This is a genomic window from Streptomyces inhibens (genome assembly GCF_022221585.1).
In the GTDB taxonomy this organism is placed as follows: Bacteria; Actinomycetota; Actinomycetes; order Streptomycetales; family Streptomycetaceae; genus Streptomyces; species Streptomyces inhibens.
In genome coordinates, this window is record NZ_CP084681.1 from 2,213,715 (window position 1) to 2,237,770 (window position 24,056).

The window sequence follows — 24,056 nt, forward strand, 5'->3', positions numbered from 1 at the left end:
GGGAATCCCCCGGGCCGGCCCCGCCGTCGTGTTCAGCGCCTGTTCAGGCCGGTCAGGCGTCGGCGGCCTTGCTGATCTCCCAGAACCGGAAGACGGTCGAGGAGTCCAGGGTCCATTCCAGGCCGGTGACGCCGTCACGGGCCACCGCGTACTGCTTGCCCTGCCAGATCGGGATGACCGGCACGTCCTGGGCGACGATGTTCTGCAGCTCCCGGAAGGCGGACTTGGTGGCGCCGCGGTCCTGCTGGTCGGCCGTCTTGGGCAGCAGCCGGCCGGTGATCTTGGGCGAGCTGTAGTGGTTGGACAGCACGTTGTCCTTGCCGAAGAACGGCTGGGTGAAGCTGTCGGGGTCCGGGTAGTCGGGGATCCAGCCCTTGACGTAGACACCGAACCGGCCGGCGGCCACGCCCTTGTCGTACTCCTCGGTGGGCACGCTGCGCACCTTGGCGTCGAACAGGCCGCTGTGGTTGAGCTGTTGGGCGATCTCGCGGAAGGCGGGGACGGTGCCGGGGCCGAACCGGTCGGGGGTGACCCACAGGGTGAGCGGCACCTTGCCGTGCACGCCGGCCGAACTCAGTGCGGAGGCCGCCTTGTCGGGCTGCGGGCGGTCGCCGTAGGTGTTGAAGAAGGCCGTGGTGTGGCCGGTGATGCCGGCCGGGACGACCGAGTACAGCGGTTCCGCGGTGTGCTGGTAGACGTCCCGGACGAGGGTGGAGCGGTCCAGCAGGTAGGCGATCGCCTTGCGGACGCCCAGCTTGCCGGCGACCGGGTCCTTGAGGTTGAAGACCAGGTGCATGATCTCGGCGCTGCCGCCCTCGATCACCTGGGTGCCGTGCTGCTGGTTCAGGGAGGCGCCGTCCAGGGCGGCGATGTCCTTCATGGCCAGACCTCGGTAGGCGACGTCGACGTCGCCGCTCTGGACGGCCTTCTTGAGCTTGTCGGGGGCCTGGAAGAACTTCACGGTCATCCCGGAGTTCTTGACCTTGGCGGGGCCCTTGTACGAGCCGTTGACGCCGAAGACGGCCTTTTCGTGGCCGTACTCCTTGAGGGTGTAGACACCGGAGCCGGTGGCCTTGCCGTCGGTGCGCAGCCGGTCGGCGGGGTAGTCGGCGTGGTCGACGATGGAGCCGGCGCCCGAGGCGATCTTCATGGGGAAGGTCGCGTCGGGAGTCTTCAGCCGGAAGACCACGGTCTTGGCGTCCGGGGTCTCGACCTTGTCGAGCGCGGAGAACATCACGGCGGGGCCGTCCTTGTCCTTGATGCGCTGGGTGCGGTCGAAGGAGTACTTGACGTCCTTGGAGGTCAGCGCGTCACCGTTGCTGAAGGTGAGGCCGTCCTTGAGGGTGCAGCGGTAGACCTTGCTGTCGGTGTCGGTGAAACCGCAGCGTTCGGCCGCCTCCGGCTCGGGGGTGGTGCCGCCCTTCGGGAAGCTCATCAGGGACTGGAAAACATTGTTGAACAGCAGCCAGGACCCGGGGTCGTAACCGGCTGCGGGGTCGGTGGCCTTGACCTTGTCCGTCATTCCCATGACCACGGGCTCGCCGGTGCCGGCGGCCCCTGAGTTGTCCGTACCGCACCCGGCGAGCGCGAGGAGGGCTGTTGCCAGCCCCGCTCGCATCGGGGCGGCCAGCCACTGGTCACGCTTCCTCACTACTGTCCTCACGATCTGGGTGGTGCTTGTTCGAGCCGCGGTGGGGAGACCGCGGCGGTTGTGCTGTGGTGGTTTTCCGGACCCGCGCGTCAGTCGGAGACGCCGCGGCCGAGCTCCCAGATCTGCAGGCCGGAGGCCGAGTTGAGGGCCCACTGGATGCCGGTGATGTCATCGCGGGCGGCGACGTACTGCTTGCCCTGCCAGAGCGGGAGGAGCGGTACGTCCTCGGCGATGATGTCCTGCGCCTGCTTGAAGGCGGTCCCGGCGGCGTTGCGGTCGGTCTGCTGGCGGCTGGCCGGGATCAGCTGCGACTCGACCTTGCTGTTGCGGTACGGGGAGCCGAGCCAGTTCTGCTTGCCGATGAACGGCGCGATGTAGTTGTCGGCGTCCGGGATGTCGGGGAACCAGCCCATGTTGTAGACGGTGTACTTGCCGTCCAGGGCGTCGGTGCGGAACTGCTGCCAGCTGTCGACGCCCTTGATGCTGACGTCGAACAGCTTGGTGCTGTTCAGCTGGCGCTGCAGCGTACGGATTTCCTTGACGGTGCTGGAGCCGTAGTGGTTCGTCGTGTACGTGAGGGTGAACTTCACCGGGGTGGTGATGTTCGCCTGCCGCAGGGTCTTGCGGGCGGCCGCGGCGTTGGGGTTCCCGTACTTGTTGAAGAAAGAGTTGATGTGGCCACTGAGGCCGGTGGGGACCATCGAGAAGAGCGGGTCACCGGTGTAGGAGTAGACGTTGCGCACCAGGTCGGAGCGGTTGACGATCTGCGCCATCGCCTGTCGCACGGCCTTGTCGGAGACGGCCGGGTCCTTGGTGTTGAAGGCGAGGTAGCGGATCTCCTGACCCGGCATCTCCTGGAGCGCGATGTGCTGGTCCCGGGCGTTCTCCAGGCCCCTGACCTGGTCGGGCGACAGACCGCGGTTCATCACGTCGATGTCGCCCTTGCGCAGCGCCTTCTCCGTGGACGCGGAGTCGTCGAAGAAGCGCATCTCGACCTTGTCGTTCTGCACCTTCACCCCGCCCTTGTAGCTGGGGTTCTTGGTGAAGACGGCCTTGGCGATGTGGTTGTTCTTGCGCTCGACCTTGAGGGTGTACGGGCCGGAGCCGACCACGTCGAAGCCGCTGTGGAGGCGGTCCTTGGGGTACACCTCGCCGTCGACGATCGCGGCGGCGGGCGTGGTCAGCTTCTGCGGGAAGGTGGCGTCCGGCTTGCTGAGGTGGAAGACCACCTCGGTGTCGCTGGGCGCCTCGACCTTGTCGATGTCGTTGAGCAAGGACACCGGACCGTTGGTGTTGTTGATGGTCCGCATGCGGTCGATGGAGAACTTGACGTCCTGCGCCGTCAGGGCATGGCCGTTCGAAAACTTCAGGCCGCTGCGCAGGGTGCAGCGGTACTGCTCATTCTGGGTGTCGCGGAACCCGCAGGACTCGGCGGCCTCGGGCACCGGAGCGGTACCGGACCGGGGCAGCCGCATCAGCGTCTGAAGGGTGCTGCGCATCACGTTCCACGCGTCGACGTCGTACGCCTGGGACGGGTCGAGCGGAGCGGGCGCCGCCTTGGTGGCCTCGATGTGAGTGGCCACCCCCACGACGATCGGATCGCCGCCATCGCCCGCGCCGTCCGTGCTGCCACAGGCTGCGAGTACGGGGGCGAGGAGACCGGCCAGCGCCGGCAGCACCAGGGTCTTGCGATTCATCGTCGGCAGGTTCCTTATCAGCGCAGAGGTGTTGCTCACGTCGACATTAGTAGGAACGGCCAGCCGCGCTGGGACACAAAGGAGTTGTATCGATATGGCACCTGGATAACGATGGCGGGGTGATCGATATCCGGACGGTGGAACGTTTCGCGCGTTGCTCCACCAATCCGGACACTTACCCCCGTAGAAACCACTGAAGCGGACCCCTGGAACACTTGTCGGGCCCGCTGTCGATGGCCTGGCGCGTGAGAAACGTCACGCGTTCAGGGGTCCGGGGCGGTGCAGCAATTCAGTCAGCGCATTCGTCACGGAAAATGAGCGGGCCGTTCCCCTGAGTTCTGGAGGGCTTTCACCGGGGCACGCTCAGTGCACGCTTCCACGGCTTTCCGTGATGACCGCCCGGAGAAATGGCAGATCGACTTCTTCCAGCGTGCGCACGACCGTACGGCCCAGGGCCGGCGGGATCGGTGTCACCGAGGGCACCGCGACCACCGGGCAGCCCGCCGCCTCACCCGCCGTCACACCGGTCAGGGTGTCCTCGACGACGGCGCAGCGCGCCGGGTCCACCCCCAGCCGCGCGGCGGCCGTCAGATACGGGTCCGGGTGCGGTTTGGTGCGGCTCAGGTCATCGCCCGCGAGGGTCAGCCAGAAGTTGTCCGGGCCCAGCGAGTGCAGCATCTGGTCGACGATGGCGCGGTGCGAGGCGGAGACCAGGGCGGTCGGCACCTCATGGGCGGCCAGCTCGGCCAGCAGCCTGCGGGCGCCCGGCATCAGCGGGACGCCCCGCCGGATCCGCGCCAGGAAGGCGGCGTTGAGCAGCACACTGAGCTCGGTCAGGCTGATGTCGACACCGGTGACCTGAATCAGATACCCGGCACTGCGGGTCATCGGGCCGCCGACCACCACCTCGCGGTGGGCATCGTCGAGAATGTGGCCGAGCTCGGCGAACACCTCTGCCTCCGCCTCCCACCAGAAGCCCTCGGTGTCGACGAGGGTGCCGTCCAGATCGAGGAACACGGCCTGGAGGGTCGCGGCTTCGGCCGTTCGGGTGCCGACTGCGGGGATGCTGCTGGTCATCCATCCACCTCCACTGCGACGTCCCCGAAGGGACGAAAGGGCCGGTCGTCATCCCCGGCTGGGGGAAACGACCGGCCACTACCGGACCGATAAGTGTACGACGGTCCGCGTCGAAACGCGTGGTGACGCAGGTCAGGGCCGTCCGGAGGGTACCCGGACGGCCCTGACCCGCTCACATGGAGTTACCGCGCGTTGAAGTACTTCGCCTCGGGGTGGTGGATGACGATCGCGTCGGTGGACTGCTCCGGGTGCAGCTGGAACTCCTCGGAGAGCTCGACGCCGATCCGCTCCGGCTGCAGCAGGTCGGCGATCTTGGCGCGGTCCTCCAGGTCGGGGCAGGCGCCGTAGCCCAGCGAGAAGCGCGCGCCGCGGTACTTGAGCGCGAACATGTCCTCGACATCGGCGGGGTCCTCCCCGCCGAAGCCCAGCTCGGCGCGGACCCGGGCGTGCCAGTACTCGGCCAGCGCCTCGGCCAACTGGACGGACAGACCGTGCAGTTCGAGGTAGTCGCGGTAGGAGTTGGCCTCGAAGAGCTCGGCGGTGGCGCCGCCGATCTTCGAACCGACGGTGACGACCTGCAGTCCGACGACATCGGTCTCGCCGGACTCCTCCGGGCGGAAGTAGTCCGCCAGGCAGAGCCGCCGGCCGCGGCGCTGGCGCGGGAAGGTGAAGCGGGTGCGCTCGGTGCCGTCCTCGTGCAGCAGGATCAGGTCCTCGCCCTTGGACACGCACGGGAAGTAGCCGTGCACGACGGCGGCTTCCAGCAGATTCTCGGTCTGCAGCTTGTCGAGCCAGCCGCGCAGGCGCGGGCGGCCCTCGGTCTCCACCAGCTCCTCGTACGTCGGACCGTCGCCGGTGCGCGTTTGCTTGAGGCCCCACTGGCCCTTGAACAGCGCGCCCTCGTCCAGCCACGACGCGTAATCGGCGAGCTGGATGCCCTTGACGACCCGGGTGCCCCAGAACGGTGGGGTCGGCACGGGGTTGTCGATGGCGACGTCGGAGCGCACCGCGCCCTCGGGCTCCTCGACCTCCAGGACCGCGGTGTCCCGCTTGGGCACGCGGCGCTGCTTGAGTTCGGGGAGGCTGGCGCCGGGCACTCCGCGCTTGACGGCGATCAGGGCGTCCATCAGGCGCAGGCCCTCGAACGCGTCGCGGGCGTAGCGGACTTCGCCCTCGTAGATCTCGTGCAGATCCTGCTCGACGTAGGCCCTGGTGAGGGCCGCGCCGCCCAGGATGACGGGGAAGTCGGCCGCCATCTTGCGCTGGTTGAGCTCCTCCAGGTTCTCCTTCATGATCACCGTGGACTTGACCAGCAGACCGGACATGCCGATGACATCGGCCCTGTGCTCCTCGGCGGCCTCCAGGATCGCGGAGACGGGCTGCTTGATGCCGAGGTTGACGACGTTGTAGCCGTTGTTGGACAGGATGATGTCGACGAGGTTCTTGCCGATGTCGTGGACGTCGCCGCGGACGGTGGCCAGCACGATGGTGCCCTTGCCCTCGTCGTCGGACTTCTCCATGTGCGGCTCCAGGAAGGCCACCGCGCTCTTCATGACCTCGGCGGACTGCAGCACGAACGGCAGCTGCATCTGGCCGGAGCCGAAGAGCTCGCCGACGACCTTCATGCCCTCCAGGAGGGTGTCGTTGACGATGTCGAGGGCGGGGCGGTCCTGGAGGGCCTCGTCGAGGTCGGCCTCCAGGCCGTTCTTCTCACCGTCGATGATGCGGCGCTGGAGGCGCTCCTCCAGCGGCAGGGCGAGCAGTTCCTCGGCCCGGCCGGCCTTCATGGACTTGGTGTTGACGCCCTCGAACAGCTCCATCAGCTTCTGCAGCGGGTCATAGCCCTCGCTGCGCCGGTCGTGGATCAGGTCGAGGGCGACCTTGACCTGCTCCTCCTCCAGCCGGGCGATCGGCAGGATCTTGCTGGCGTGCACGATGGCCGAGTCCAGGCCGGCCTTGACGCACTCGTCCAGGAAGACGGAGTTGAGGACGATACGGGCGGCCGGGTTGAGGCCGAAGGAGATGTTGGACAGGCCGAGGGTGGTCTGCACGTCCGGATGGCGGCGCTTGAGCTCACGGATCGCCTCGATGGTGGCGATGCCGTCCTTGCGGGACTCCTCCTGACCGGTGCAGATGGTGAAGGTCAGACAGTCGATGAGGATGTCGCACTCATGGATGCCCCAGTTGCCGGTCAGGTCGGCGATGAGCCGCTCGGCGATGGCGACCTTGTGCTCGACGGAGCGGGCCTGGCCCTCCTCGTCGATGGTCAGCGCGATCAGCGCCGCGCCGTGCTCGGCCGCCAGCGCGGTGACCTTCGCAAAACGCGACTCGGGACCGTCGCCGTCCTCATAGTTGACGGAGTTGATCACCGCGCGGCCGCCGAGCTTCTCCAGTCCGGCCTGGATGACGTTCAGCTCCGTCGAGTCCAGGACGATGGGGAGGGTGGAGGCGGTGGCGAAGCGGCCGGCCAGCTCCTCCATGTCGGCGACGCCGTCGCGGCCGACGTAGTCGACGCACAGGTCGAGCATGTGCGCGCCCTCGCGGATCTGGTCGCGGGCCATCTCCACACAGTCGTCCCAGCGGCCCGCCAGCATCGCCTCACGGAACTTCTTCGACCCGTTGGCGTTGGTGCGCTCACCGATCGCCAGGTAGGAGGTGTCCTGGCGGAACGGCACGGTCTGGTAGAGCGAGGCGGCGCCCGGCTCGGGGCGCGGCTCGCGCCGCGTCGGTTCGATGCCGCGCACCCGCTCGACGACCTGCCGCAGATGCTCGGGGGTCGTGCCGCAGCAGCCGCCGACCAGCGAGAGGCCGTACTCGCCCACGAAGGTCTCCTGGGCGTCGGCGAGCTCGCCGGGCGTCAGCGGGTAGTGCGCGCCGTCCTTGCCCAGCACCGGCAGGCCCGCGTTGGGCATGCAGGCGAGCGGGATACGGGAGTGCCGGGAGAGGTAGCGCAGGTGCTCGCTCATCTCGGCCGGGCCGGTGGCACAGTTCAGGCCGATCATGTCGATGCCCAGCGGCTCCAGCGCCGTCAGCGCGGCGCCGATCTCCGAGCCGAGCAGCATGGTGCCGGTCGTCTCGACGGTGACCGAGCAGATCACCGGGAGGTTGCTGCCGGTGGCCTTCAGGGCGCGGCGGGCACCGAGGATGGCGGCCTTGGTCTGCAGCAGGTCCTGGGTGGTCTCCACCAGCAGCGCGTCCGCACCGCCGGCGATCATGCCCTCGGCGTTCTGCTGGTAGGCGTCGCGCAGCGTGACGTAGGGGGCGTGGCCCAGGGTGGGCAGCTTGGTGCCGGGGCCCATGGAGCCGAGGACATAGCGCTGCTGACCGGTCGAGTCGGTGAACTCGTCGGCGACCTCGCGGGCGATCCGGGCACCGGCCTCGGACAGCTCGAAGACCCGTTCGGCGATGTCGTACTCGGCCAGGGCCGCGAAGTTCGCGCCGAAGGTGTTGGTCTCCACGCAGTCGACGCCGACCGCGAAGTACTCCTCGTGGACCGACCGGACGATGTCGGGCCGGGTGACGTTGAGGATCTCGTTGCAGCCCTCCAGCTGCTGGAAGTCCTCCATGGTCGGGTCCTGCGCCTGCAGCATGGTGCCCATCGCGCCGTCGGCGACCACCACCCGTGAGGCCAGGGCCTCACGAAGCGATTCGACGCGGGACGAGCTGATGGGCGATGGCGTATTAGAGGCCATGGAGATTGCTCCCGTGGTTGCGACGGCTGTCGGCTTTGCACCCTCCGGGAGAGGGCGCACCCGGCCAGCGTAGCTGCCGGTTCGGTACACGTGTTCCCCGTTCCACGCCGTGGACAGCACTCTTTGACCCCCCTGTCGTGCACTATCCGTGATCGTTGACAGACTCCGGTTCGATCAGCAAGAACTCCGGTTCGCTGACTTGAGTCGGCATGGGCCGATATCGTTCAGCATTGTCGAACCGCTCACTTCGGAGGTTGCCCGATGGCACGCACCATCCAGTCGCTGGAGCGCGCCGCAGCGATGCTGCGGCTGCTCGCAGGAGGGGAACGGCGGCTGGGGCTCTCCGACATCTCCTCCTCACTGGGGCTGGCCAAGGGCACCGCCCACGGAATCCTGCGCACGCTCCAGCAGGAGGGGTTCGTCGAACAGGACGCCGCCTCGGGCCGCTACCAGCTGGGCGCGGAGCTGCTGCGGCTGGGCAACAGCTATCTGGACGTGCACGAACTGCGCGCCCGGGCCCTGGTATGGACCGACGATCTGGCCCGTTCCAGCGGTGAGGCCGTCTATCTGGGCGTACTGCACCAGCAGGGCGCGCTGATCGTGCACCACGTCTTCCGGCCGGACGACAGCCGGCAGGTGCTGGAGGTGGGCGCGATGCACCCGCTGCACAGTACGGCGCTGGGCAAGGTGCTGTCGGCGTACGACCCGGTGGCGCACAGCGAGGTCGTCGAGGCGGACCGGGAGGCGTTCACCCCGCGCACGGTGACCGGCCTGGGGGACTTCGAGGGGCTGCTGGATCTGACCCGGGCGCGCGGCTGGGCCGCGGATGTCGAGGAGACCTGGGAGGGCGTGGCGTCGGTGGCCGCGCCGATCCACGACCGGCGGCGGATGCCGGTGGGTGCGGTGGGCATCACAGGAGCGGTGGAACGGCTCTGCCGGGAGGGCGAGCTGCGGCCGGAAATCGTCGCTGCGGTGAGGGATTGCGCACGTGCGGTGTCCAGGGATCTTGGTGCAGGGCGATTCTGACCAGATTTACCCCATAAGTTCACCTAAGTTTTTCGCCACGGAACCCTTGACGGGCTTCTGACGGTGAACAAAACTGCCGTTCGTCGGTCGGCATTGTCGAACACCTAACGGCAATATTCGCTATGGTGGGCGCTGTCGCCGGCCGACCACCGCCCTCTCGGAGGGCGCGGACCGCCGGAGGGACCCGGGGTTCGCCTTCCCCTGGACGAAGGACAAAGGAGTCGCCGGTGTCCAGCTCCGACATCTTCATCAGCGAGACCATCGGTACCGCTGTACTGCTCTTGATGGGTGGTGGCGTCTGCGCCGCCGTCACGTTCAAACGCTCCAAGGCGTTCAACGCCGGATGGGTGGCCATCACCTTCGGGTGGGGCTTCGCCGTCCTCACGGGTGCATACATCGCCGTGAAGTCCGGCGCGCACCTCAACCCCGCGGTCACCATCGGGCTCGCCATCAAGGGCGGCATCGAATGGAACCAGGTGCCCGTCTACTTCGGCGGCGAAATGCTCGGCGCCATGATCGGCGCGGTGCTGGTCTGGATCGTGTACTACGGACAGTTCCAGGCCCATCTGACCGACCCCGAGGTGCTGGGCGATCACACCAGCGAGGAGGGCCTGGTCGACCCGAAGGCCGCTCCCAAGGCCGGCCCGGTGCTCGGCATCTTCTCCACCGGCCCGGAGATCCGTAACGTCGTACAGAACCTGGCCACCGAGATCATCGCCACCATCGTGCTCGTGCTGGCGATCCTCACCCTCGGCCTCAGCGACAACGGCAAGGGCGTCGGCGTGATCGGCACGCTGCTGGTCGCACTGGTGGTCGTCGGCATCGGTCTGTCGCTGGGCGGCCCGACCGGATACGCCATCAACCCGGTCCGCGACCTCGGCCCGCGCATCGTGCACGCGCTGCTGCCGCTGCCGAACAAGGGCGGTTCAGACTGGGGTTACGCATGGATCCCGGTCGTCGGCCCGCTGATCGGCGGAGCCATCGCCGGTGGCATCTACCAGGTGGCATTCGCCTGAGCCGCCTGACCGCCCCGACTCCGCCCGTACAGACTTCTTGGAGCACACCATGAGCGAGACCCCCACCACCTCCCACGGCCACGGTCACGGCACCGGCACCCACGGCCATGGGCCGTTCATTGCCGCGATCGACCAGGGCACCACGTCCAGCCGCTGCATCGTCTTCGACAAGGACGGCCGGATCGTCTCGGTCGACCAGAAGGAGCACGAGCAGATCTTCCCGAAGCCGGGCTGGGTCGAGCACGACGCTGCCGAGATCTGGACCAACGTCCAGCAGGTCGTCGACAGCGCCGTCGAGAAGGCGGGGATCACCTCCGCCGACGTCAAGGCCATCGGCATCACCAACCAGCGCGAGACCACCGTCCTGTGGGACAAGAACACCGGTGAGCCGGTCCACAACGCCATCGTCTGGCAGGACACCCGCACCGACGCGCTCTGCAAGGAGCTCGGCCGCAATGTCGGCCAGGACCGCTTCCGGCGTGAGACCGGCCTGCCGCTGGCCTCGTACTTCGCCGGCCCGAAGATCCGCTGGCTGCTCGACAACGTCGAGGGCCTGCGCGAGCGCGCCGAGCGCGGCGAGATCCTCTTCGGCACCATGGACTCCTGGGTCATCTGGAACCTGACCGGCGGCGTCAACGGCGGCCACCACGTCACCGACGTCACCAATGCCTCGCGCACCATGCTGATGAACCTGCACACCCTGGAGTGGGACGAGAAGATCCTCGCGTCGATGGACGTCCCGGCCGCCGTGCTGCCGGAGATCAAGTCCTCCTCCGAGGTCTACGGCCACGCCGTCGGCGGTGTGCTGGCCGGCGTCCCGGTCGCCTCGGCGCTCGGTGACCAGCAGGCCGCGCTGTTCGGCCAGACCTGCTTCGAGCAGGGCGAGGCCAAGTCCACGTACGGCACCGGCACCTTCATGCTGATGAACACCGGCCATGAGCCGGTCAACTCCTACAACGGGCTGCTGACCACCGTCGGCTACCGCATCGGCGACCAGCAGCCGGTCTACGCCCTGGAAGGCTCCATCGCCGTCACCGGCTCGCTCGTCCAGTGGATGCGCGACCAGATGGGGCTCATCAACAGCGCGGCCGAGATCGAGACCCTGGCCAGCACGGTCGAGGACAACGGCGGCGCGTACTTCGTACCGGCCTTCTCCGGCCTGTTCGCCCCCTACTGGCGCTCGGACGCGCGCGGCGTCATCGCGGGCCTGACCCGCTATGTCACCAAGGCGCACATCGCGCGCGCCGTGCTCGAGGCCACCGCCTGGCAGACCCGCGAGATCACCGACGCCATGACCAAGGACTCCGGCGTCGAGCTGACCGCGCTCAAGGTCGACGGCGGAATGACCTCCAACAACCTGCTGATGCAGACCATCTCGGACTTCCTGGACGCCCCTGTGGTGCGCCCGATGGTCGCCGAGACCACCTGCCTCGGCGCTGCCTACGCGGCCGGACTGGCCGTCGGCTTCTGGTCCAGCACCGACGAGCTGCGCGCCAACTGGCGCCGGGCCGCCGAGTGGACCCCCCGGATGGATGCGGCCACCCGTGACCGCGAGTACAAGAGCTGGCTCAAGGCCGTCGAGCGGACCATGGGCTGGATCGAGGACGAGGAGTAAACATGAGCACCCTGCAGAGCGTCCCGGCACTCGGGACGCACCCGGCAGGCGGTTCGCACGCGAGCCGCGCCGAGACTCGGGAGCAGCTTTCCAAGGCGACGTACGACCTCCTGGTGATCGGCGGCGGCATCCTGGGCATTTCCACTGCCTGGCACGCCGCGCAGGCCGGGCTGCGGGTGGCCCTGGTGGACGCCGGTGACTTCGCCGGCGCCACCTCCTCCGCCTCCTCCAAGCTGCTGCACGGTGGTCTGCGCTACCTGCAGACCGGCGCGGTCAAGCTGGTGGCGGAGAACCACTTCGAGCGGCGTGCGGTGTCCCGCCAGGTGGCACCGCACCTCGCCAACCCCCTGACCTTCTACCTGCCCGTCTACAAGGGCGGTCCGCACGGCGCGGCCAAGCTCGGCGCGGGCGTCTTCGCCTACTCCGCACTGTCCGCGTTCGGCGACGGCGTCGGCCATGTCATATCCCCGGCCAAGGCGCAGCGCGACGTTCCGGAGCTGCGGACGGACAACCTCAAGGCCGTGGCCGTGTACGGCGACGACCAGATGAACGACTCGCGGATGGCCCTGATGACCGTCCGCGCGGCGGTCGAGGCCGGCGCCACGGTCCTCAACCACGCCGAGGTCACCGGTCTGCGCTTCACCCAGGGCCGGGTCACCGGCGCGGAGCTCAAGGACCGGATGGACGGCCAGGAGTTCGGCGTCAACGCCCGCCTGGTGCTCAACGCCACCGGCCCGTGGGTGGACCACCTGCGCAAGATGGAGGACCCGAACGCGGCCCCCTCCATCCGGCTGTCGAAGGGCGCGCACCTGGTCCTCAAGCGCACCGCCCCCTGGAAGGCCGCGCTGGCCACCCCGATCGACAAGTACCGCATCACCTTCGCCCTCCCCTGGGAGGACATGCTGCTGCTGGGCACCACGGACGAGGAGTTCGAGGGCGACCCGGCGGATGTCGCGGTCAACGAGAAGGACACCGCCCAGATCCTGGACGAGGCCGCCTTCTCCATCCGCGACCAGCAGCTCTCCCGTGATCTGATCACCTACTCCTTCGCAGGTCTGCGGGTGCTGCCGGGCGGCCCCGGCGACACCTCCAAGGCCAAGCGCGAGACGGTCGTCACCGAGGGCAGCGGCGGCATGCTGTCGGTCGCCGGCGGCAAGTGGACGACCTTCCGGCACATCGGCCGTACGGTCATGAACAAGCTCGCCGCGCTGCCCGGCCACCCGCTGGCCGACGACATGGAGCCGATCGCGCATCTGCCGAAGAAGCTTCCGCTGCCCGGTATCGCCAACCCGAACGCGGTCGCGCACCGGCTGATGGTCGACGGCGGCACGCCCGGTCCGCGGATGGCCCCGGAGACGGCCCGTCACCTCGCCACCCACTACGGCTCGCTGTCCTTCGACATCGCGCGGCTGGCGAACGACAACCCGGCGCTGGCCGAGCGCATCCACCCGGACGCGCCGGAGATCTGGGCGCAGGTCGCCTACGCGCGGGACAACGAGTGGGCCGAGACGGTCGACGATGTGCTGCGTCGCCGTACGACCCTGATGATCCGTGGCCTCGACACGGAGGATGTCCGGGCCAAGGTCAAGGACATGCTGGCGGGCTGACGTCGCGCCATAGCGGCATACGCGCAGTGACGATGGGGCGGTCCATGGGGGCCGTCCCATCGCCGTATCCGCGTGCCGTCGCGGGGCCGGGGCGGGCGGGGGCAGCCCCCGCGGTCACTGTCAGTGGCGGCTGCCATGATGTGCACCGAGACGCATCAACGGGGGGATGGCGATGGCTCGGCGACGATGGCGACGTACGGCGAAGTGGGCGGCCTGGGTGGTGGCCGTGCTGGTCGTGCTGCCGGTGACCCTGGCGGCGACGGCGCTGCGCGCCCAGTACGCGGGCGTGGCCGCGCCGGAGGCCACGACGCGCGGGCGGGACGCCTTCTGGCTCGGGCATGCCTGGGTGGACGGGCGGCGGGACGCCTCCGACGTGGCGGCGCTGCGACGGCGCATCGAGGGCACCGGCATCCGTGATCTGTATGTGCACGCCGGGCCGTTGGAGCACGACGGCACCCTGCCGCCGGCCCGCCGCGCCTATCCGCGGGCGCGCTGGCTGATCGCCGCGGTGCACCGCGAACTGCCGTCGGTGCGGGTGCACGCCTGGCTGGGCGACCGGCTGGTGTACGAGCCGGGCGAGCGGGGCGGGCTGCGGCTGTCGGACGCCGCGGCCCGTGAGGCGATCGTGGCGAGCGCCCGTCAGGTGCTGGCGGAGGGCTTCGCCGGGGTCCATCTGGATGTGGAGCCGCTGCACTCCGACAACCCCGACTATCTGCGGCTGCTGGACCGGCTCGGGCCCGCCGTCCACAGCCGGGGCGGGGTCTTGTCCGTAGCGGTCCATCAGATCGATCCGCTGCCCGACCTGCACACGGTCACCAAGGCGGTGACGGGCCATCACAAATGGCTGTCCCAGCGGTTCTTCGGGCAGGTGGCGCGCCGGGTCGACCAGATCGCGCTGATGTCGTACGACACCGGACTGCCGACCGAGAGCCTCTACGGCGGCTATCTGGCGCAGCAGACCCGGCTGGCGCTGGAGGCGACCGGGCCGCACACCGATCTGCTGATGGGGCTGCCCTTCTACCACACCGACGACATCGGCCATCACGCCTCGGCGGAGACCGTGCGGGCCGCGGTGCGGGGCATACGGCTGGGGCTGACCCGGGAGGATCCGGGCCGCCGGCGGTTCGGTATGGCGCTGTATGTCGACTTCGCCGCCACGGAGGAGGACTGGGCCGCGTACGGGAGCGGTTGGGGGCGGCGGGACAGGTCATAATGGGCTCAGACATCGGATGTCTGTGACGATATCCGGGCGACAACCGGGCGATGAGATCCGGCGGGTCCGAGCGGGGAGGTCGGCCATGGCGGTCACCGACGAGGCCATCGAGAAGATCAAGGGCATGATCGTCTCCGGCGCGCTGCGGCCGGGCGACCGGCTGCCGAAGGAGAGCGAGCTGGCGGCCGAGCTCGGCCTGTCCCGCAACTCGCTGCGCGAGGCGGTCCGCGCGCTCTCCCTCATCCGCATCCTGGATGTGCGCCAGGGCGACGGCACCTACGTCACCAGCCTCGATCCGCAACTCCTGCTGGAGGCCATGAGTTTCGTGGTGGACTTCCACCGCGATGACACGGTGCTGGAGTTCCTCGCCGTCCGCCGGATCCTGGAGCCGGCGGCCACGGCGATGGCGGCCGGCCGTATAGGACCGGCGGAACTGGACGTCCTGGAAGTCCAGTTGAACGCGCTGGGGCCGAACCCCTCGGTCGAGGATCTGGTCGCCTGCGATCTGGAGTTCCACCGCGGCATCGTCGCGGCGTCCGGCAACTCCGTGCTCTGCTCGCTGCTGGACGGGCTGTCCGGCCCGACCACCCGGGCCAGGATCTGGCGCGGGCTGACACAGAAGGACGCGGTGACCCGCACTCTCACCGAGCATCGCGCGATCCTCGGGGCGCTGCGCGACCGGGACGCGGAGGCGGCGCGGGCCTGGGCGACGGTGCATATCGCCAGCGTGGAGCAGTGGTTGCGCTCGTCGCTGTGACGCTCGCCGCCACGCGAGCCGGCGGCCGTGCCCGCGCGGCCGCCCGCCGCCGTCTCCGTGACGCTCAGACCGCGAAGCCGCCGTCGACCGCGATCGAGGCGCCCGTGATGTAGCGCCCGCCGTCGCCCGCCAGATGGGCCACGGTCGCCGCGACATCCGAGGCCTGGCCGTACGCCCCGAGTGCGGTCAGCCCCGCCTGCATCTTTGCGCTCTCGCCGTCGGCCGGGTTCATCTCGGTGTCGATGGGGCCCGGGTGCACGAGGTTGGCGGTGATGCCGCGCGGCCCCAGCTCCCTGGCCAGGGTCCTGGTGAGGCCGGTGAGCGCGGCCTTGCTGGTGGCGTAGAGGGTGCCGCCGGGGAAGGCGACCCGCTCGACCATGCAGCTGCCGATGGAGATGATCCGCCCACCCTCGGTCAGATGTGCGGCCGCGGCCTGCGCCGCCAGGAACGGCGCACGGACATTGGTCCGCAGCACCCGGTCGACATCGTCCAGGGAGATCCCCTCGAACGGCCCCAGCACACCGACACCCGCGTTGTTGACCAGGATGTCCAGCCGCCCGAACCGCTCGACGGTGCCGGCCACCGACGCCCAGACCTCTTCCGCTTCGCCGCTGTCGGCGCGTACCGCCCAGGCCCGCCCGCCGGCCCGCTCGATCTCCTTGACGACCTGGTCCGCACTGTCCGGCCGGCTCCGGTACGTCAGGGCCACCGCCGCACCGTCCACGGCCAGCCGCAGCGCCGTCGCGGCGCCGATCCCCCGGCTGCCGCCGGTCACCAGGGCCACCTTGCCGGCCAGCGGCCGGGTGCCGCTCGCCGCTGCCGCCGCCGTCGCCGTCATCTCGGTCGCCGTCATCGTCATCACCTTCGTATCGAGTCGGTAAGCGCCCCGCGTCTGTCCGCGGTACGACTCGATCCTCCGGCGCGACGCGACCCGAAACCGGCGGAATCCGGACGCCGTGCCGGTGGCCCGGCACCGCCCCTACAACGCCCCGATCCCGTACACCCGCCCGGCCGTGCCCCCGAAGACGGCCGACCGCTCCGCGGCGCCGAGCTGGCCGGTGGCGGACTCCGCGAGCGCCACCACGTCCTCGTAGCCGGCGGCCAGCGTGCAGACCGGCCAGTCGGAGCCGAACATCACCCGGTCGGGGCCGAAGACGTCCAGGACATGGCGGGCGTAGGGCAGGATCTGCTGCGGCCGCCAGGCGTCCCAGTCGGCCTCGGTGACCAGCCCGGACAGCTTGCAGCTGAGGTTGGGCAGCCGGCCGAGGCCGCTGATCGCGTCCGCCCAGGGCTGCCAGTCGCCCTGGGCGACCGCCGGTTTGGCGGCGTGGTCCAGGACGAAGGCCAGCTGCGGCAGGGCGCGTACGGCGGTGTGCGCGGCGGCCAGTTCGCGCGGGGTGACCAGCAGGTCGTAGACCAGCCCGGCGTCGGCCAGCACGCCCAGGCCGCGCAGCACGTCGGGGCGGGTGAGCCAGTCGGGGTCCGGCTCGTCCTGCACCTGATGACGGATGCCGACCAGCCCGGCGGGCAGCGCCGCGAGCGCCTCGGTGAGCGCCGGATCGGTGAGATCGGCCCAGCCGACGACACCGCGCACCGGCCCCGCCGCCGTGAGGGCGAGCAGCTCGGCGGTCTCCTCGTAGGAGGACGACGACTGGACGAGGACCGTGCCGTCGACGCCGTGCGCGGTCAGATGCGGGGTGAGGTCGGTCAGCGCGTAGCTGCGGCGGATCGGATCGGCCCAGGGCCCGTCCATCCAGGGCTGCTCGCGCCGGGTCAGGTCCCACAGGTGGTGATGGGCGTCGATACGCATCAGGGGCGCGCTCCGGGGCGGAATCAGTCGTTCAGGGGCAGCGGCAGGTCGGGGGCGAGCAGGCCGCGGGCGACGAGCGTATGCCAGAGCTCGTCCGGGATGTCGTGGGTGAACAGCCGGGCGTTCTCGGCCATCTCCTCGGGGGTGGCCGCGCCGACCAGGGCGGCGGCGACGGCGGGGTGCCCGAAGGGGAAGCGGAGCGCGGCCGCTTTGAGCGGGACCTCGAAATGGGCACAGACGGCGGCGAGTTGACGTGCCCGGTCGAGCAGCTCGGCGGGGGCCGGGGCGTAGTTGTAGGGCGCGCCGGGTGACGGGTTCGCCAGCAGCCCGGAGTTGTAGACGCCGCCGACCACCACCGAGGTGCCGCGCCGCGCGCACACCGGCAGCAGATCGTCGTGGGCGGTGCGTTCCAGCAGCGTCCAGCGGCCGGCGCAGAGCACCACATCCACGTCGAGGTCGGCGACCAGGCGGGCCAGCAGATCGCTGTGGTTCATCCCGAAGCCGATGGCGCGCACCACCTTCTGCGCCCGCAGTTCGGCGAGGGCCGGGAAGCCGGTTTCGTACACCTCACGCAGATGGTCCTCGACATCGTGCAGATGGACGATGTCGACGGCGTCCACGCCGAGCCGCTCCAGGGACGCCTCCAGCGTGGCGCGGATGCCGTCGCGGGAGAAGTCGCGGACCCGGGCGCGTGCGGGGGTGTCGACGAAGCCCTCGCCGGCCGTCTCCTCCCCCGGCGCGAGCGGCCGCAGCCGGCGGCCGACCTTCGTGGAGAGGGTGTAGCTGCCGCGGTCCCGGCCGCGCAGCGCCCGGCCGAGCCGCTCCTCGGACAGGCCCAGGCCGTAGTGCGGTGCGGTGTCGAAGTAGCCGGCGCCGGTGGCGAGGGCGGTGTGTACGACGTCGCGCGCCTGTTCCTCGGGGACGGCGCGGTAGAGGTTGCCGAGCGGTGCGCAGCCCAGGCCCAGGGGCGGGACGGTGACACCGGTCCGCCCCAACTCCCGTGGCCCGTGGGGTGGATATCGCATGGCGGGCCTCTCAGTCCTGCTTCTCGCCGCTGGTGAAACGGGAGATGACCAGCGCGATGATGATGATCATTCCGTTGAGGAACTGTGTCCACAGGGGTGGCACCCCGCCCAGCGTCATCACATTGATGACGAGCTGGAGGGTGAGGACACCGGTGAGCGCGCCGAAGAGGGTGCCGCGGCCGCCCTTGAGGCTGATGCCGCCGATCACCGCGGCCGCGAAGACCTGGAAGATCCAGCCGTTGCCCTGGCTCGCGGAGACCGCCCCGTAGTGACCGGTGTAGAGGATGCCGGCGAAGGCGGCGAGCACCCCGCCGACGGCGAGCACGATCCAGGTGATGCGGTCCACCCGTACGCCGGCCGCGCGGGCCGCCTCCGGGTTGCCGCCGATGGCGTACAGCGCCCGCCCGTGCCGGAGGTACCCCAGGGCCGCGCCGCCGACCGCGAACAGGGCGAGGCAGATCCAGACGGCGGCGGGGATGCCCATCCAGTCGGCCTTGCCCAGATAGGCGAAGGACTCCGGGACATTGCCGATGGACTGGCCCTCGGAGATGCCCACTTGCAGCCCGCGCAGCATGGTGAGCATGCCGAGGGTGGCGATGAAGCCGTTGACCCGCAGTTTGAGGATGAGGAAGCCGTTGGTGGCGCCGACGGCCGCGCCCACGGCCAGGCACAGCGGGATCGCCGTCCAGGCGGGGAAGAGCTCCAGTCCGGCGAAGCGGGCGCCGTGCGCCGGCATCACCAGCCACAGGGCGATCACCGGCGCCAGGCCGATGGTCGACTCCAGCGACAGGTCCATCCGCCCGCTGATCAGGATGAGCGCCTCACCGAGCACCAGCAGACCCAGCTCCGTGGACTGCTGGATGACGCCGATGAGGTTGTCCTGGGTCAGGAACGCGGGCGAGACGATGAAGCCTATGACGCCCAGCACGAAGATCACCGGCACCAGCGAGAAGTCCCGCCAGCGAGCCGGATCGATCCGGGGCCGGCTGCGCACCGGTGGTGCGTCCACCGCGTCGGTGGCCGGTGGCGATGCGGTCTCGGTCATGGCGCGGTTCCTTCCGTTCCTGCCGTGTCCTGCGTGCCCGGGGAGCTTTCGCTCCCCATCCCCTCCATCGCGGCGACCAGTTCGTGGTCGCGCCAGCCGCCGGTGAACTCGGCGGTCACCCGGCCGTGGAAGACCGCCAGCACCCGGTCGCAGATCCGCAGATCGTCCAGTTCGTCGGAGACGATCACGGCGCCGCTGCCGCCGTCCGCGACCTCCCGTACGACGCCCAGCAGCGCGTCCTTGGATTTGACGTCCACGCCGTTGGTGGGCCGGATGGCGACCAGCACCGCGGGTTCGCGGGCCAGCGCACGGGCGATCACGACCTTCTGCTGATTGCCGCCGGAGAGCCCGGAGACCGGCTGGCCCGGCCCGGTCGTCTTGATGTCCAGTGCGGCGATCATCCGCCGGGCGAACGCGCGGGTTCTGGAGGGCAGTACGGTCCCCATCGGGCCGAGCTGGTCGGCGACGGCCAAGGTGGCGTTCTCGGCGACGCTGCGGCCCAGGATGAGGCCCTCACGGTGCCGGTCCTCGGGGACGTAGCCGATGCCCGCGTCGAGGGCGTGCGGCACGCTGCCCGTACGGACCGGCCGCCCGCGTACCGCGATCCGGCCGCCGTCCGGGGCGCGCAGCCCGACCAGGGTCTCGCCGATCGCGGTGTTCCCGCTGGCCGTGGCGCCCGCGAGCCCCACCACCTCACCGGCCCGTACGGTCAGGTCCAGCGGTGCGAAGTGCCCGTCCGCCGCCAGCCCTTCGGTCCGCAGCAGCGGCTCACCCGCCGTCCGCGCGGCCGTCCGCACCGGCCGTGCCGCGCCCGCCCGCTCGCCCGTCATCGCCGCGACGAGGTCGTCCTCGGCCAGCCCCGCGACGGGTGCGGTCAGCACATGCCGGGCGTCACGGAAGACGGTGACGGTGTCGCACAGCTCGTAGACCTCCTGCAGATGGTGCGAGATGAACAAGAAGGCCACCCCCTGGGCGCGCAGGGAGCGCAGCTTGCCGAAGAGCCGGTCGATGCCGCCCGCGTCGAGCCGGGCGGTGGGCTCGTCGAGGATGATCAGCCGGGCGCCGAAGGACAGTGCGCGGGCGATCTCCACGAACTGCCGCTGCTCGACGCCGAGATCCCTGATCCGGGCGGCCGGGTCGACCTCGACGCCGTATTCGGCGAGCAGTTCGCGGGCCCGCTCGCGCAGCGCCCGCCAGCGGATGGTGCGCTCGCCGTGGAACCGGTTGAGATAGAGGTTCTCCGCGACGGTCAGCTCCGGCACGGTCATCGACTTCTGGTAGACGCAGGCGACCTTGCGCTGCCAGGCGGCGGTGTCGCCCCAGCCGGGGGCGGGCTCGTCGCCGAAGGTGACCCGGCCGGCGTCCGGGCGTTCCATACCGGTAAGTACGGACACCAGGGTGGACTTGCCGGCGCCGTTGCGGCCGACGAGGGCGTGCGCCTCGCCGGGCCGTACGGTCAGACGGGCGCCGTCCAGGGCGACGGTGGGCCCATAGCGTTTGACGACCCCCTCGGCGTGCACCGCCGCCCGGTCGTCGGTCTCCACGGCCACTATTTCTTCTTCTCCAGCTGATTGGCCCACAGCTTCTTGTCGTCGACGTTGTCCTTGGTGACCAGGGGCGCCGGCAGCTGGTCCTCCAGACCGTTCTTGATCTTCACGATGGTGGAGTCGTGGTCGGTCGGTCCCGGGGTGAAGGTCTTGCCGTCCAGGCCGGCCTTGGCGTAGTAGAGCGCGTACTTGGCGTAGAGGTCGGCGGGCTGGGAGAGGGTGGCGTCGATCTTGCCGGCGCGTATCGCGTCCAGCTCGTCCGGGATGCCGTCGTTGGAGATGACGGTGATGTGCCCGTCGGCGCCGGCCGGCTTGAGACGTTTCTTCTGCTCCAGCAGGGCAAGGGTCGGCTGCAGGAAGGCACCGCCGGCCTGCATGTAGATGCCGTTGATGTCCGGGTGCTGGGCGAGCAGGCTCTGCAGCTTGGCGGAGGCGACCTCGCCCTTCCAGTCGGTGGCCAGCTCATGCACGGTGATCTTCGGGAACTTCTTCTTCATGCAGGACGCGAACGCCTCCGAGCGGTCCCGCCCGTTGATGGAACTGAGGTCGCCCTGGAGCTCGGCGACCCGGCCCTTGCCGCCCAGCTTTTTGCCGAGGTATTCGCAGGACTTCTCGCCGTAGGCGCGGTTGTCGGCGCGTACGACCATGTAGACCTTGCCCTCGTCGGGGCGGGTGTCCACGCTCACGACCGGGATCTTCTTCTCCTCCAGGCGCCGCAGTTCGGCGGCGATGGCGCCGGTGTCCTGCGGTGCCATCACGATCGCCTTGGCGCCCTGGTCGGTCAGTGCCTGCACATTGGAGACGACCTTGGCGATGTCGTTCTGCGAGTTGGACAGCGGCAGCGCGGCCGGGCCGCCGTGGTCCAGGTCCTTTTCGAGGTACTGCTGGTAGGAGTTCCAGAAGTCGGTGTCCGTACGGGGCATATCGATGCCGATCGTGCCGCCCGCGGTGTCGCTGCCGCGGTTGCAGCCGGCGAGCGCGGCGGTGGCGAGCACCGCGGCACAGGCCGCCGCGCCGGTCGTACGCAGTCTCATGGGTGGTCCCTCGGTGGTGGTGTGCGGCTGGGGTGCGAGTCTCTCGGTACGGGGCGCAGGGGCAGGTCAGGTGGTGGCGGGCCGCAGGCGCAGGCCCTGCATCCCGCCGTCGACGGCGAGTGCGGTTCCGGTGATGCCGGAGGCGGACGGGGACGCCAAGTGGGCGATGGCGGCGGCGACTTCGTCGGCTGTGACCATCCGTCCCATCGGCTGGCGGGCGTTGAGGGCGGCGCGTTCGGCGGCCGGGTCGTCGGCCCGGTCGAGCAGCCGGCCGACCCACGGGGTGTCGGCGGTGCCCGGGTTCACGCAGTTGACCCGGATGCCCTCGCGGACGTGGTCGGCGGCCATCGCGAGAGTCAGCGAGAGGACCGCGCCCTTGCTGGCGCTGTACAGCGCGCGCTGCGGCAGGCCGGCGGTGGCGGCGATGGAGCAGGTGTGGGTGATGGAGACCCGTCCCGGGGCGTCGGCGGCGGTACGGCGCAGCTGCGGCAGCGCGGCGCGGGCGGTGCGCACCAGCCCCAGGACGTTGACGTCCAGCACCCGGCTCCACTCCGCGTCGTCGTTGTCCTCGACGGTGCCGATGGCGCCGATGCCCGCATTGCCGACGAGGGTGTGCAGGGCGCCCAGCTCCCCGACGGCCTCCGCGACGGCGGCCCGTACGGCGGCGTCGGAGGTCACCTCGGCCGTGACCTGGATCGCCCCGGCGGGCGCGCCCGAGGGGTCCCGGTCCAGGACGGCGACCCTGGCGCCGCGCGCCATCAGCAGGGCGGCGGTGGCCGCCCCGATGCCGGAGCCGCCGCCGGTGACGAGGGCGCTCATCCCCTCGAAGTCGGCCGGCTGCCGGCCGGTCCACTGTCCGGCGCTCATGCGGAGACCTCCTGCTCGCCGTGCTGCTGGTGGTTGTGGTGGGGCCGGTCGCGCCACACCGGCCCGTCGGGGAAGCGGTGGGCGGCGATCGACGCGGGCTTCATCCGGGCGGAGAACCCGGGTGCGGAGGGGGCGCGGTAGCGGCCCTGTTCGACGACGACCGGGTCGGTGAAGTGGTCGTGCAGATGGTCGACGTACTCGATCACCCGGTCCTCCCAGCTCCCGGACACCGCCACGTAGTCGAACATCGCCAGATGCTGCACCAGCTCGCACAGCCCCACCCCGCCGGCGTGCGGGCACACCGGGACGCCGTACTTCGCGGCCAGCAGCAGGATCGCGAGGTTCTCGTTGACCCCGGCCACCCGCGCGGCGTCTATCTGGACGAAGTCCACGGCGCCGGCCTGCAACAGCTGTTTGAAGACCACCCGGTTGGCGACATGCTCGCCGGTGGCGACCTTCACCGGCTGCCCGGAGCGCACCGCGGCGTGCCCCAGGACGTCGTCCGGGCTGGTCGGCTCCTCGATCCAGTGCGGGGTGTACGGCGCCAGAGCAGTCATCCAGCGGACGGCCTCGGCCACGTCCCAGCGCTGGTTGGCGTCGACGGCGATCCGTACGCCGGGGCCGACCGCGTCCCGGGCCAGCCGCATCCGCCGTTTGTCGTCGTCGAGGTCGGCGCCTATCTTCAGCTTGATCTGCCCGAAGCCGTCGGCCACCGCTTCCTTGGCCAGCCGCACCAGCTTGGTGTCGTCGTAGCCGAGCCAGCCGGGCGAGGTGGTGTACGCGGGGTAGCCCTCGGCCCGGAGTCGGGCGGTGCGCTCGGCGCGGCCGGGCTCGGCGGCGCGCAGGATGGCCAGCGCCTCGTCGGGGGTCAGGGCGTCGGAGAGGTAGCGGAAGTCGACGAGCGAGACCAGTTCCTCGGGGGTCAGCGTGGCGAGGAACTCCCACACCGGCAGGCCCGCCCGGCCGGCGGCCAGATCCCAGGCGGCGTTGACCAGCGCACCGGCCGCCATCTGCATCACGCCCTTCTCGGGGCCGAGCCAGCGCAGCTGGGAGTCATGGGTGAGGTCGTGGTGCAGTGCGGCGAGGTCGGCGGCGGTGGCGGGCGCGGGGCGGCCGACGACGTACGGCGCGAGGGACCGGATCGCGGCGGCCATGACATCGTTGCCGCGCCCTATGGTGAAGCAGAGGCCGTGCCCCTGCGGCCCGCTGCCGGTGTGCAGGACGACATAGGCGGCGGAGTAGTCGGGGTCCGGGTTCATGGCGTCCGAACCGTCGAGCTGCTCCGAGGTGGGGAAGCGGACGTCGTGGACCTCGAGCTCGGTGACGGTGTCGGTTACGGCCATGCGCACGCCCCCTGGGATGTTGCGGGAGAACATC

General features: G+C 70.1%; 18 protein-coding genes. 6 read left to right on the forward strand and 12 right to left on the reverse strand.

Going from position 1 to position 24,056, the window contains the following annotated elements:
* Positions 1-52 precede the first annotated feature (52 nt).
* The 4 genes from KI385_RS10340 to metH form a co-directional block, all read right to left on the reverse strand.
* Entirely contained in the window at positions 53-1,651 is a 1,599-nt protein-coding gene (locus tag KI385_RS10340; RefSeq protein ID WP_238571890.1) for an ABC transporter substrate-binding protein, read from the reverse strand.
* 89 nt (positions 1,652-1,740) lie between these two features.
* Positions 1,741-3,348, reverse strand: a complete 1,608-nt coding sequence (locus KI385_RS10345) for an ABC transporter substrate-binding protein (protein ID WP_238571891.1) — start codon at positions 3,346-3,348, stop codon at positions 1,741-1,743.
* A gap of 363 nt (positions 3,349-3,711) precedes the next feature.
* Complete coding sequence (locus tag KI385_RS10350; RefSeq protein ID WP_238571892.1) at positions 3,712-4,425, reverse strand: HAD family hydrolase; 714 nt, start codon at positions 4,423-4,425, stop codon at positions 3,712-3,714.
* 182 nt (positions 4,426-4,607) lie between these two features.
* Positions 4,608-8,117, reverse strand: coding sequence for a methionine synthase (gene metH, locus KI385_RS10355; protein ID WP_238571893.1), 3,510 nt, complete (start codon positions 8,115-8,117; stop codon positions 4,608-4,610).
* Positions 8,118-8,378: 261 nt separating this feature from the next.
* Here metH and KI385_RS10360 point away from each other — a divergent pair, with 261 nt between their 5' ends.
* The 6 genes from KI385_RS10360 (at position 8,379) to KI385_RS10385 (ending at position 15,351) form a co-directional block, all read left to right on the forward strand.
* Positions 8,379-9,143, forward strand: a complete 765-nt coding sequence (locus KI385_RS10360) for an IclR family transcriptional regulator (RefSeq protein ID WP_238571894.1) — start codon at positions 8,379-8,381, stop codon at positions 9,141-9,143.
* Between the two features lie 227 nt (positions 9,144-9,370).
* Positions 9,371-10,159 (forward strand): MIP/aquaporin family protein, encoded by a 789-nt coding sequence (locus KI385_RS10365; RefSeq protein WP_238571895.1) that lies wholly within the window; start codon positions 9,371-9,373, stop codon positions 10,157-10,159.
* 49 nt (positions 10,160-10,208) lie between these two features.
* A complete protein-coding gene (glpK, locus tag KI385_RS10370) occupies positions 10,209-11,774 on the forward strand; it encodes a glycerol kinase GlpK (protein WP_238571896.1) in 1,566 nt (521 codons plus the stop codon).
* Positions 11,775-11,776: 2 nt separating this feature from the next.
* The gene (locus tag KI385_RS10375) at positions 11,777-13,381 is read left to right on the forward strand and encodes a glycerol-3-phosphate dehydrogenase/oxidase (protein WP_238571897.1); all 1,605 of its coding nucleotides are present in this window, start codon (positions 11,777-11,779) and stop codon (positions 13,379-13,381) included.
* Positions 13,382-13,547: 166 nt separating this feature from the next.
* Positions 13,548-14,594, forward strand: a complete 1,047-nt coding sequence (locus tag KI385_RS10380) for a glycoside hydrolase family 18 protein (protein ID WP_425356898.1) — start codon at positions 13,548-13,550, stop codon at positions 14,592-14,594.
* A gap of 85 nt (positions 14,595-14,679) precedes the next feature.
* Positions 14,680-15,351, forward strand: a complete 672-nt coding sequence (locus tag KI385_RS10385; protein ID WP_238571899.1) for a FadR/GntR family transcriptional regulator — start codon at positions 14,680-14,682, stop codon at positions 15,349-15,351.
* Positions 15,352-15,415: 64 nt separating this feature from the next.
* Here KI385_RS10385 and KI385_RS10390 read toward each other — a convergent pair whose 3' ends face one another.
* The 8 genes from KI385_RS10390 to KI385_RS10425 all read right to left on the reverse strand — a co-directional run bounded on the left by KI385_RS10390 (position 15,416) and on the right by KI385_RS10425 (position 24,022).
* Entirely contained in the window at positions 15,416-16,204 is a 789-nt protein-coding gene (locus tag KI385_RS10390) for a 3-oxoacyl-ACP reductase family protein (RefSeq protein ID WP_238571900.1), read from the reverse strand.
* Between the two features lie 126 nt (positions 16,205-16,330).
* The gene (locus tag KI385_RS10395) at positions 16,331-17,161 is read right to left on the reverse strand and encodes an amidohydrolase family protein (protein ID WP_238571901.1); all 831 of its coding nucleotides are present in this window, start codon (positions 17,159-17,161) and stop codon (positions 16,331-16,333) included.
* Between the two features lie 23 nt (positions 17,162-17,184).
* On the reverse strand, positions 17,185-18,186 hold the full coding sequence (locus KI385_RS10400; RefSeq protein WP_238571902.1) for an aldo/keto reductase: 1,002 nt from the start codon (positions 18,184-18,186) through the stop codon (positions 17,185-17,187).
* Positions 18,187-18,196: 10 nt separating this feature from the next.
* Positions 18,197-19,231 carry an ABC transporter permease gene (locus KI385_RS10405; protein ID WP_238571903.1) on the reverse strand — a complete coding sequence of 345 codons (1,035 nt, stop codon included), beginning with the start codon at positions 19,229-19,231 and terminating at the stop codon, positions 18,197-18,199.
* Positions 19,228-20,775 carry a sugar ABC transporter ATP-binding protein gene (locus KI385_RS10410; protein WP_238571904.1) on the reverse strand — a complete coding sequence of 516 codons (1,548 nt, stop codon included), beginning with the start codon at positions 20,773-20,775 and terminating at the stop codon, positions 19,228-19,230. Before KI385_RS10410 ends, KI385_RS10405 begins: the two co-directional genes overlap by 4 nt.
* Before the next feature lie 5 nt (positions 20,776-20,780).
* Positions 20,781-21,812, reverse strand: a complete 1,032-nt coding sequence (locus KI385_RS10415; RefSeq protein ID WP_238571905.1) for a sugar ABC transporter substrate-binding protein — start codon at positions 21,810-21,812, stop codon at positions 20,781-20,783.
* 66 nt (positions 21,813-21,878) lie between these two features.
* A complete protein-coding gene (locus KI385_RS10420) occupies positions 21,879-22,679 on the reverse strand; it encodes an SDR family NAD(P)-dependent oxidoreductase (protein WP_238571906.1) in 801 nt (266 codons plus the stop codon).
* The gene (locus tag KI385_RS10425) at positions 22,676-24,022 is read right to left on the reverse strand and encodes an enolase C-terminal domain-like protein (protein ID WP_238571907.1); all 1,347 of its coding nucleotides are present in this window, start codon (positions 24,020-24,022) and stop codon (positions 22,676-22,678) included. Before KI385_RS10425 ends, KI385_RS10420 begins: the two co-directional genes overlap by 4 nt.
* Positions 24,023-24,056: the final 34 nt, after the last annotated feature.

What these genes read in the sequence shown, in the direction of transcription:
- KI385_RS10345 (WP_238571891.1), bottom strand. Translation starts at nt 3,348, where the DNA reads ATGAATCGCAAGACCCTGGTGCTGCCGGCGCTGGCCGGTCTCCTCGCC.
- KI385_RS10350 (WP_238571892.1), bottom strand. Translation starts at nt 4,425, where the DNA reads ATGACCAGCAGCATCCCCGCAGTCGGCACCCGAACGGCCGAAGCCGCG.
- metH (WP_238571893.1), bottom strand. Translation starts at nt 8,117, where the DNA reads ATGGCCTCTAATACGCCATCGCCCATCAGCTCGTCCCGCGTCGAATCG.
- KI385_RS10360 (WP_238571894.1), top strand. Translation starts at nt 8,379, where the DNA reads ATGGCACGCACCATCCAGTCGCTGGAGCGCGCCGCAGCGATGCTGCGG.
- glpK (WP_238571896.1), top strand. Translation starts at nt 10,209, where the DNA reads ATGAGCGAGACCCCCACCACCTCCCACGGCCACGGTCACGGCACCGGC.
- KI385_RS10375 (WP_238571897.1), top strand. Translation starts at nt 11,777, where the DNA reads ATGAGCACCCTGCAGAGCGTCCCGGCACTCGGGACGCACCCGGCAGGC.
- KI385_RS10380 (WP_425356898.1), top strand. Translation starts at nt 13,548, where the DNA reads ATGGCGATGGCTCGGCGACGATGGCGACGTACGGCGAAGTGGGCGGCC.
- KI385_RS10385 (WP_238571899.1), top strand. Translation starts at nt 14,680, where the DNA reads ATGGCGGTCACCGACGAGGCCATCGAGAAGATCAAGGGCATGATCGTC.
- KI385_RS10390 (WP_238571900.1), bottom strand. Translation starts at nt 16,204, where the DNA reads ATGACGGCGACCGAGATGACGGCGACGGCGGCGGCAGCGGCGAGCGGC.
- KI385_RS10395 (WP_238571901.1), bottom strand. Translation starts at nt 17,161, where the DNA reads ATGCGTATCGACGCCCATCACCACCTGTGGGACCTGACCCGGCGCGAG.
- KI385_RS10400 (WP_238571902.1), bottom strand. Translation starts at nt 18,186, where the DNA reads ATGCGATATCCACCCCACGGGCCACGGGAGTTGGGGCGGACCGGTGTC.
- KI385_RS10405 (WP_238571903.1), bottom strand. Translation starts at nt 19,231, where the DNA reads ATGACCGAGACCGCATCGCCACCGGCCACCGACGCGGTGGACGCACCA.
- KI385_RS10415 (WP_238571905.1), bottom strand. Translation starts at nt 21,812, where the DNA reads ATGAGACTGCGTACGACCGGCGCGGCGGCCTGTGCCGCGGTGCTCGCC.
- KI385_RS10420 (WP_238571906.1), bottom strand. Translation starts at nt 22,679, where the DNA reads ATGAGCGCCGGACAGTGGACCGGCCGGCAGCCGGCCGACTTCGAGGGG.
- KI385_RS10425 (WP_238571907.1), bottom strand. Translation starts at nt 24,022, where the DNA reads ATGGCCGTAACCGACACCGTCACCGAGCTCGAGGTCCACGACGTCCGC.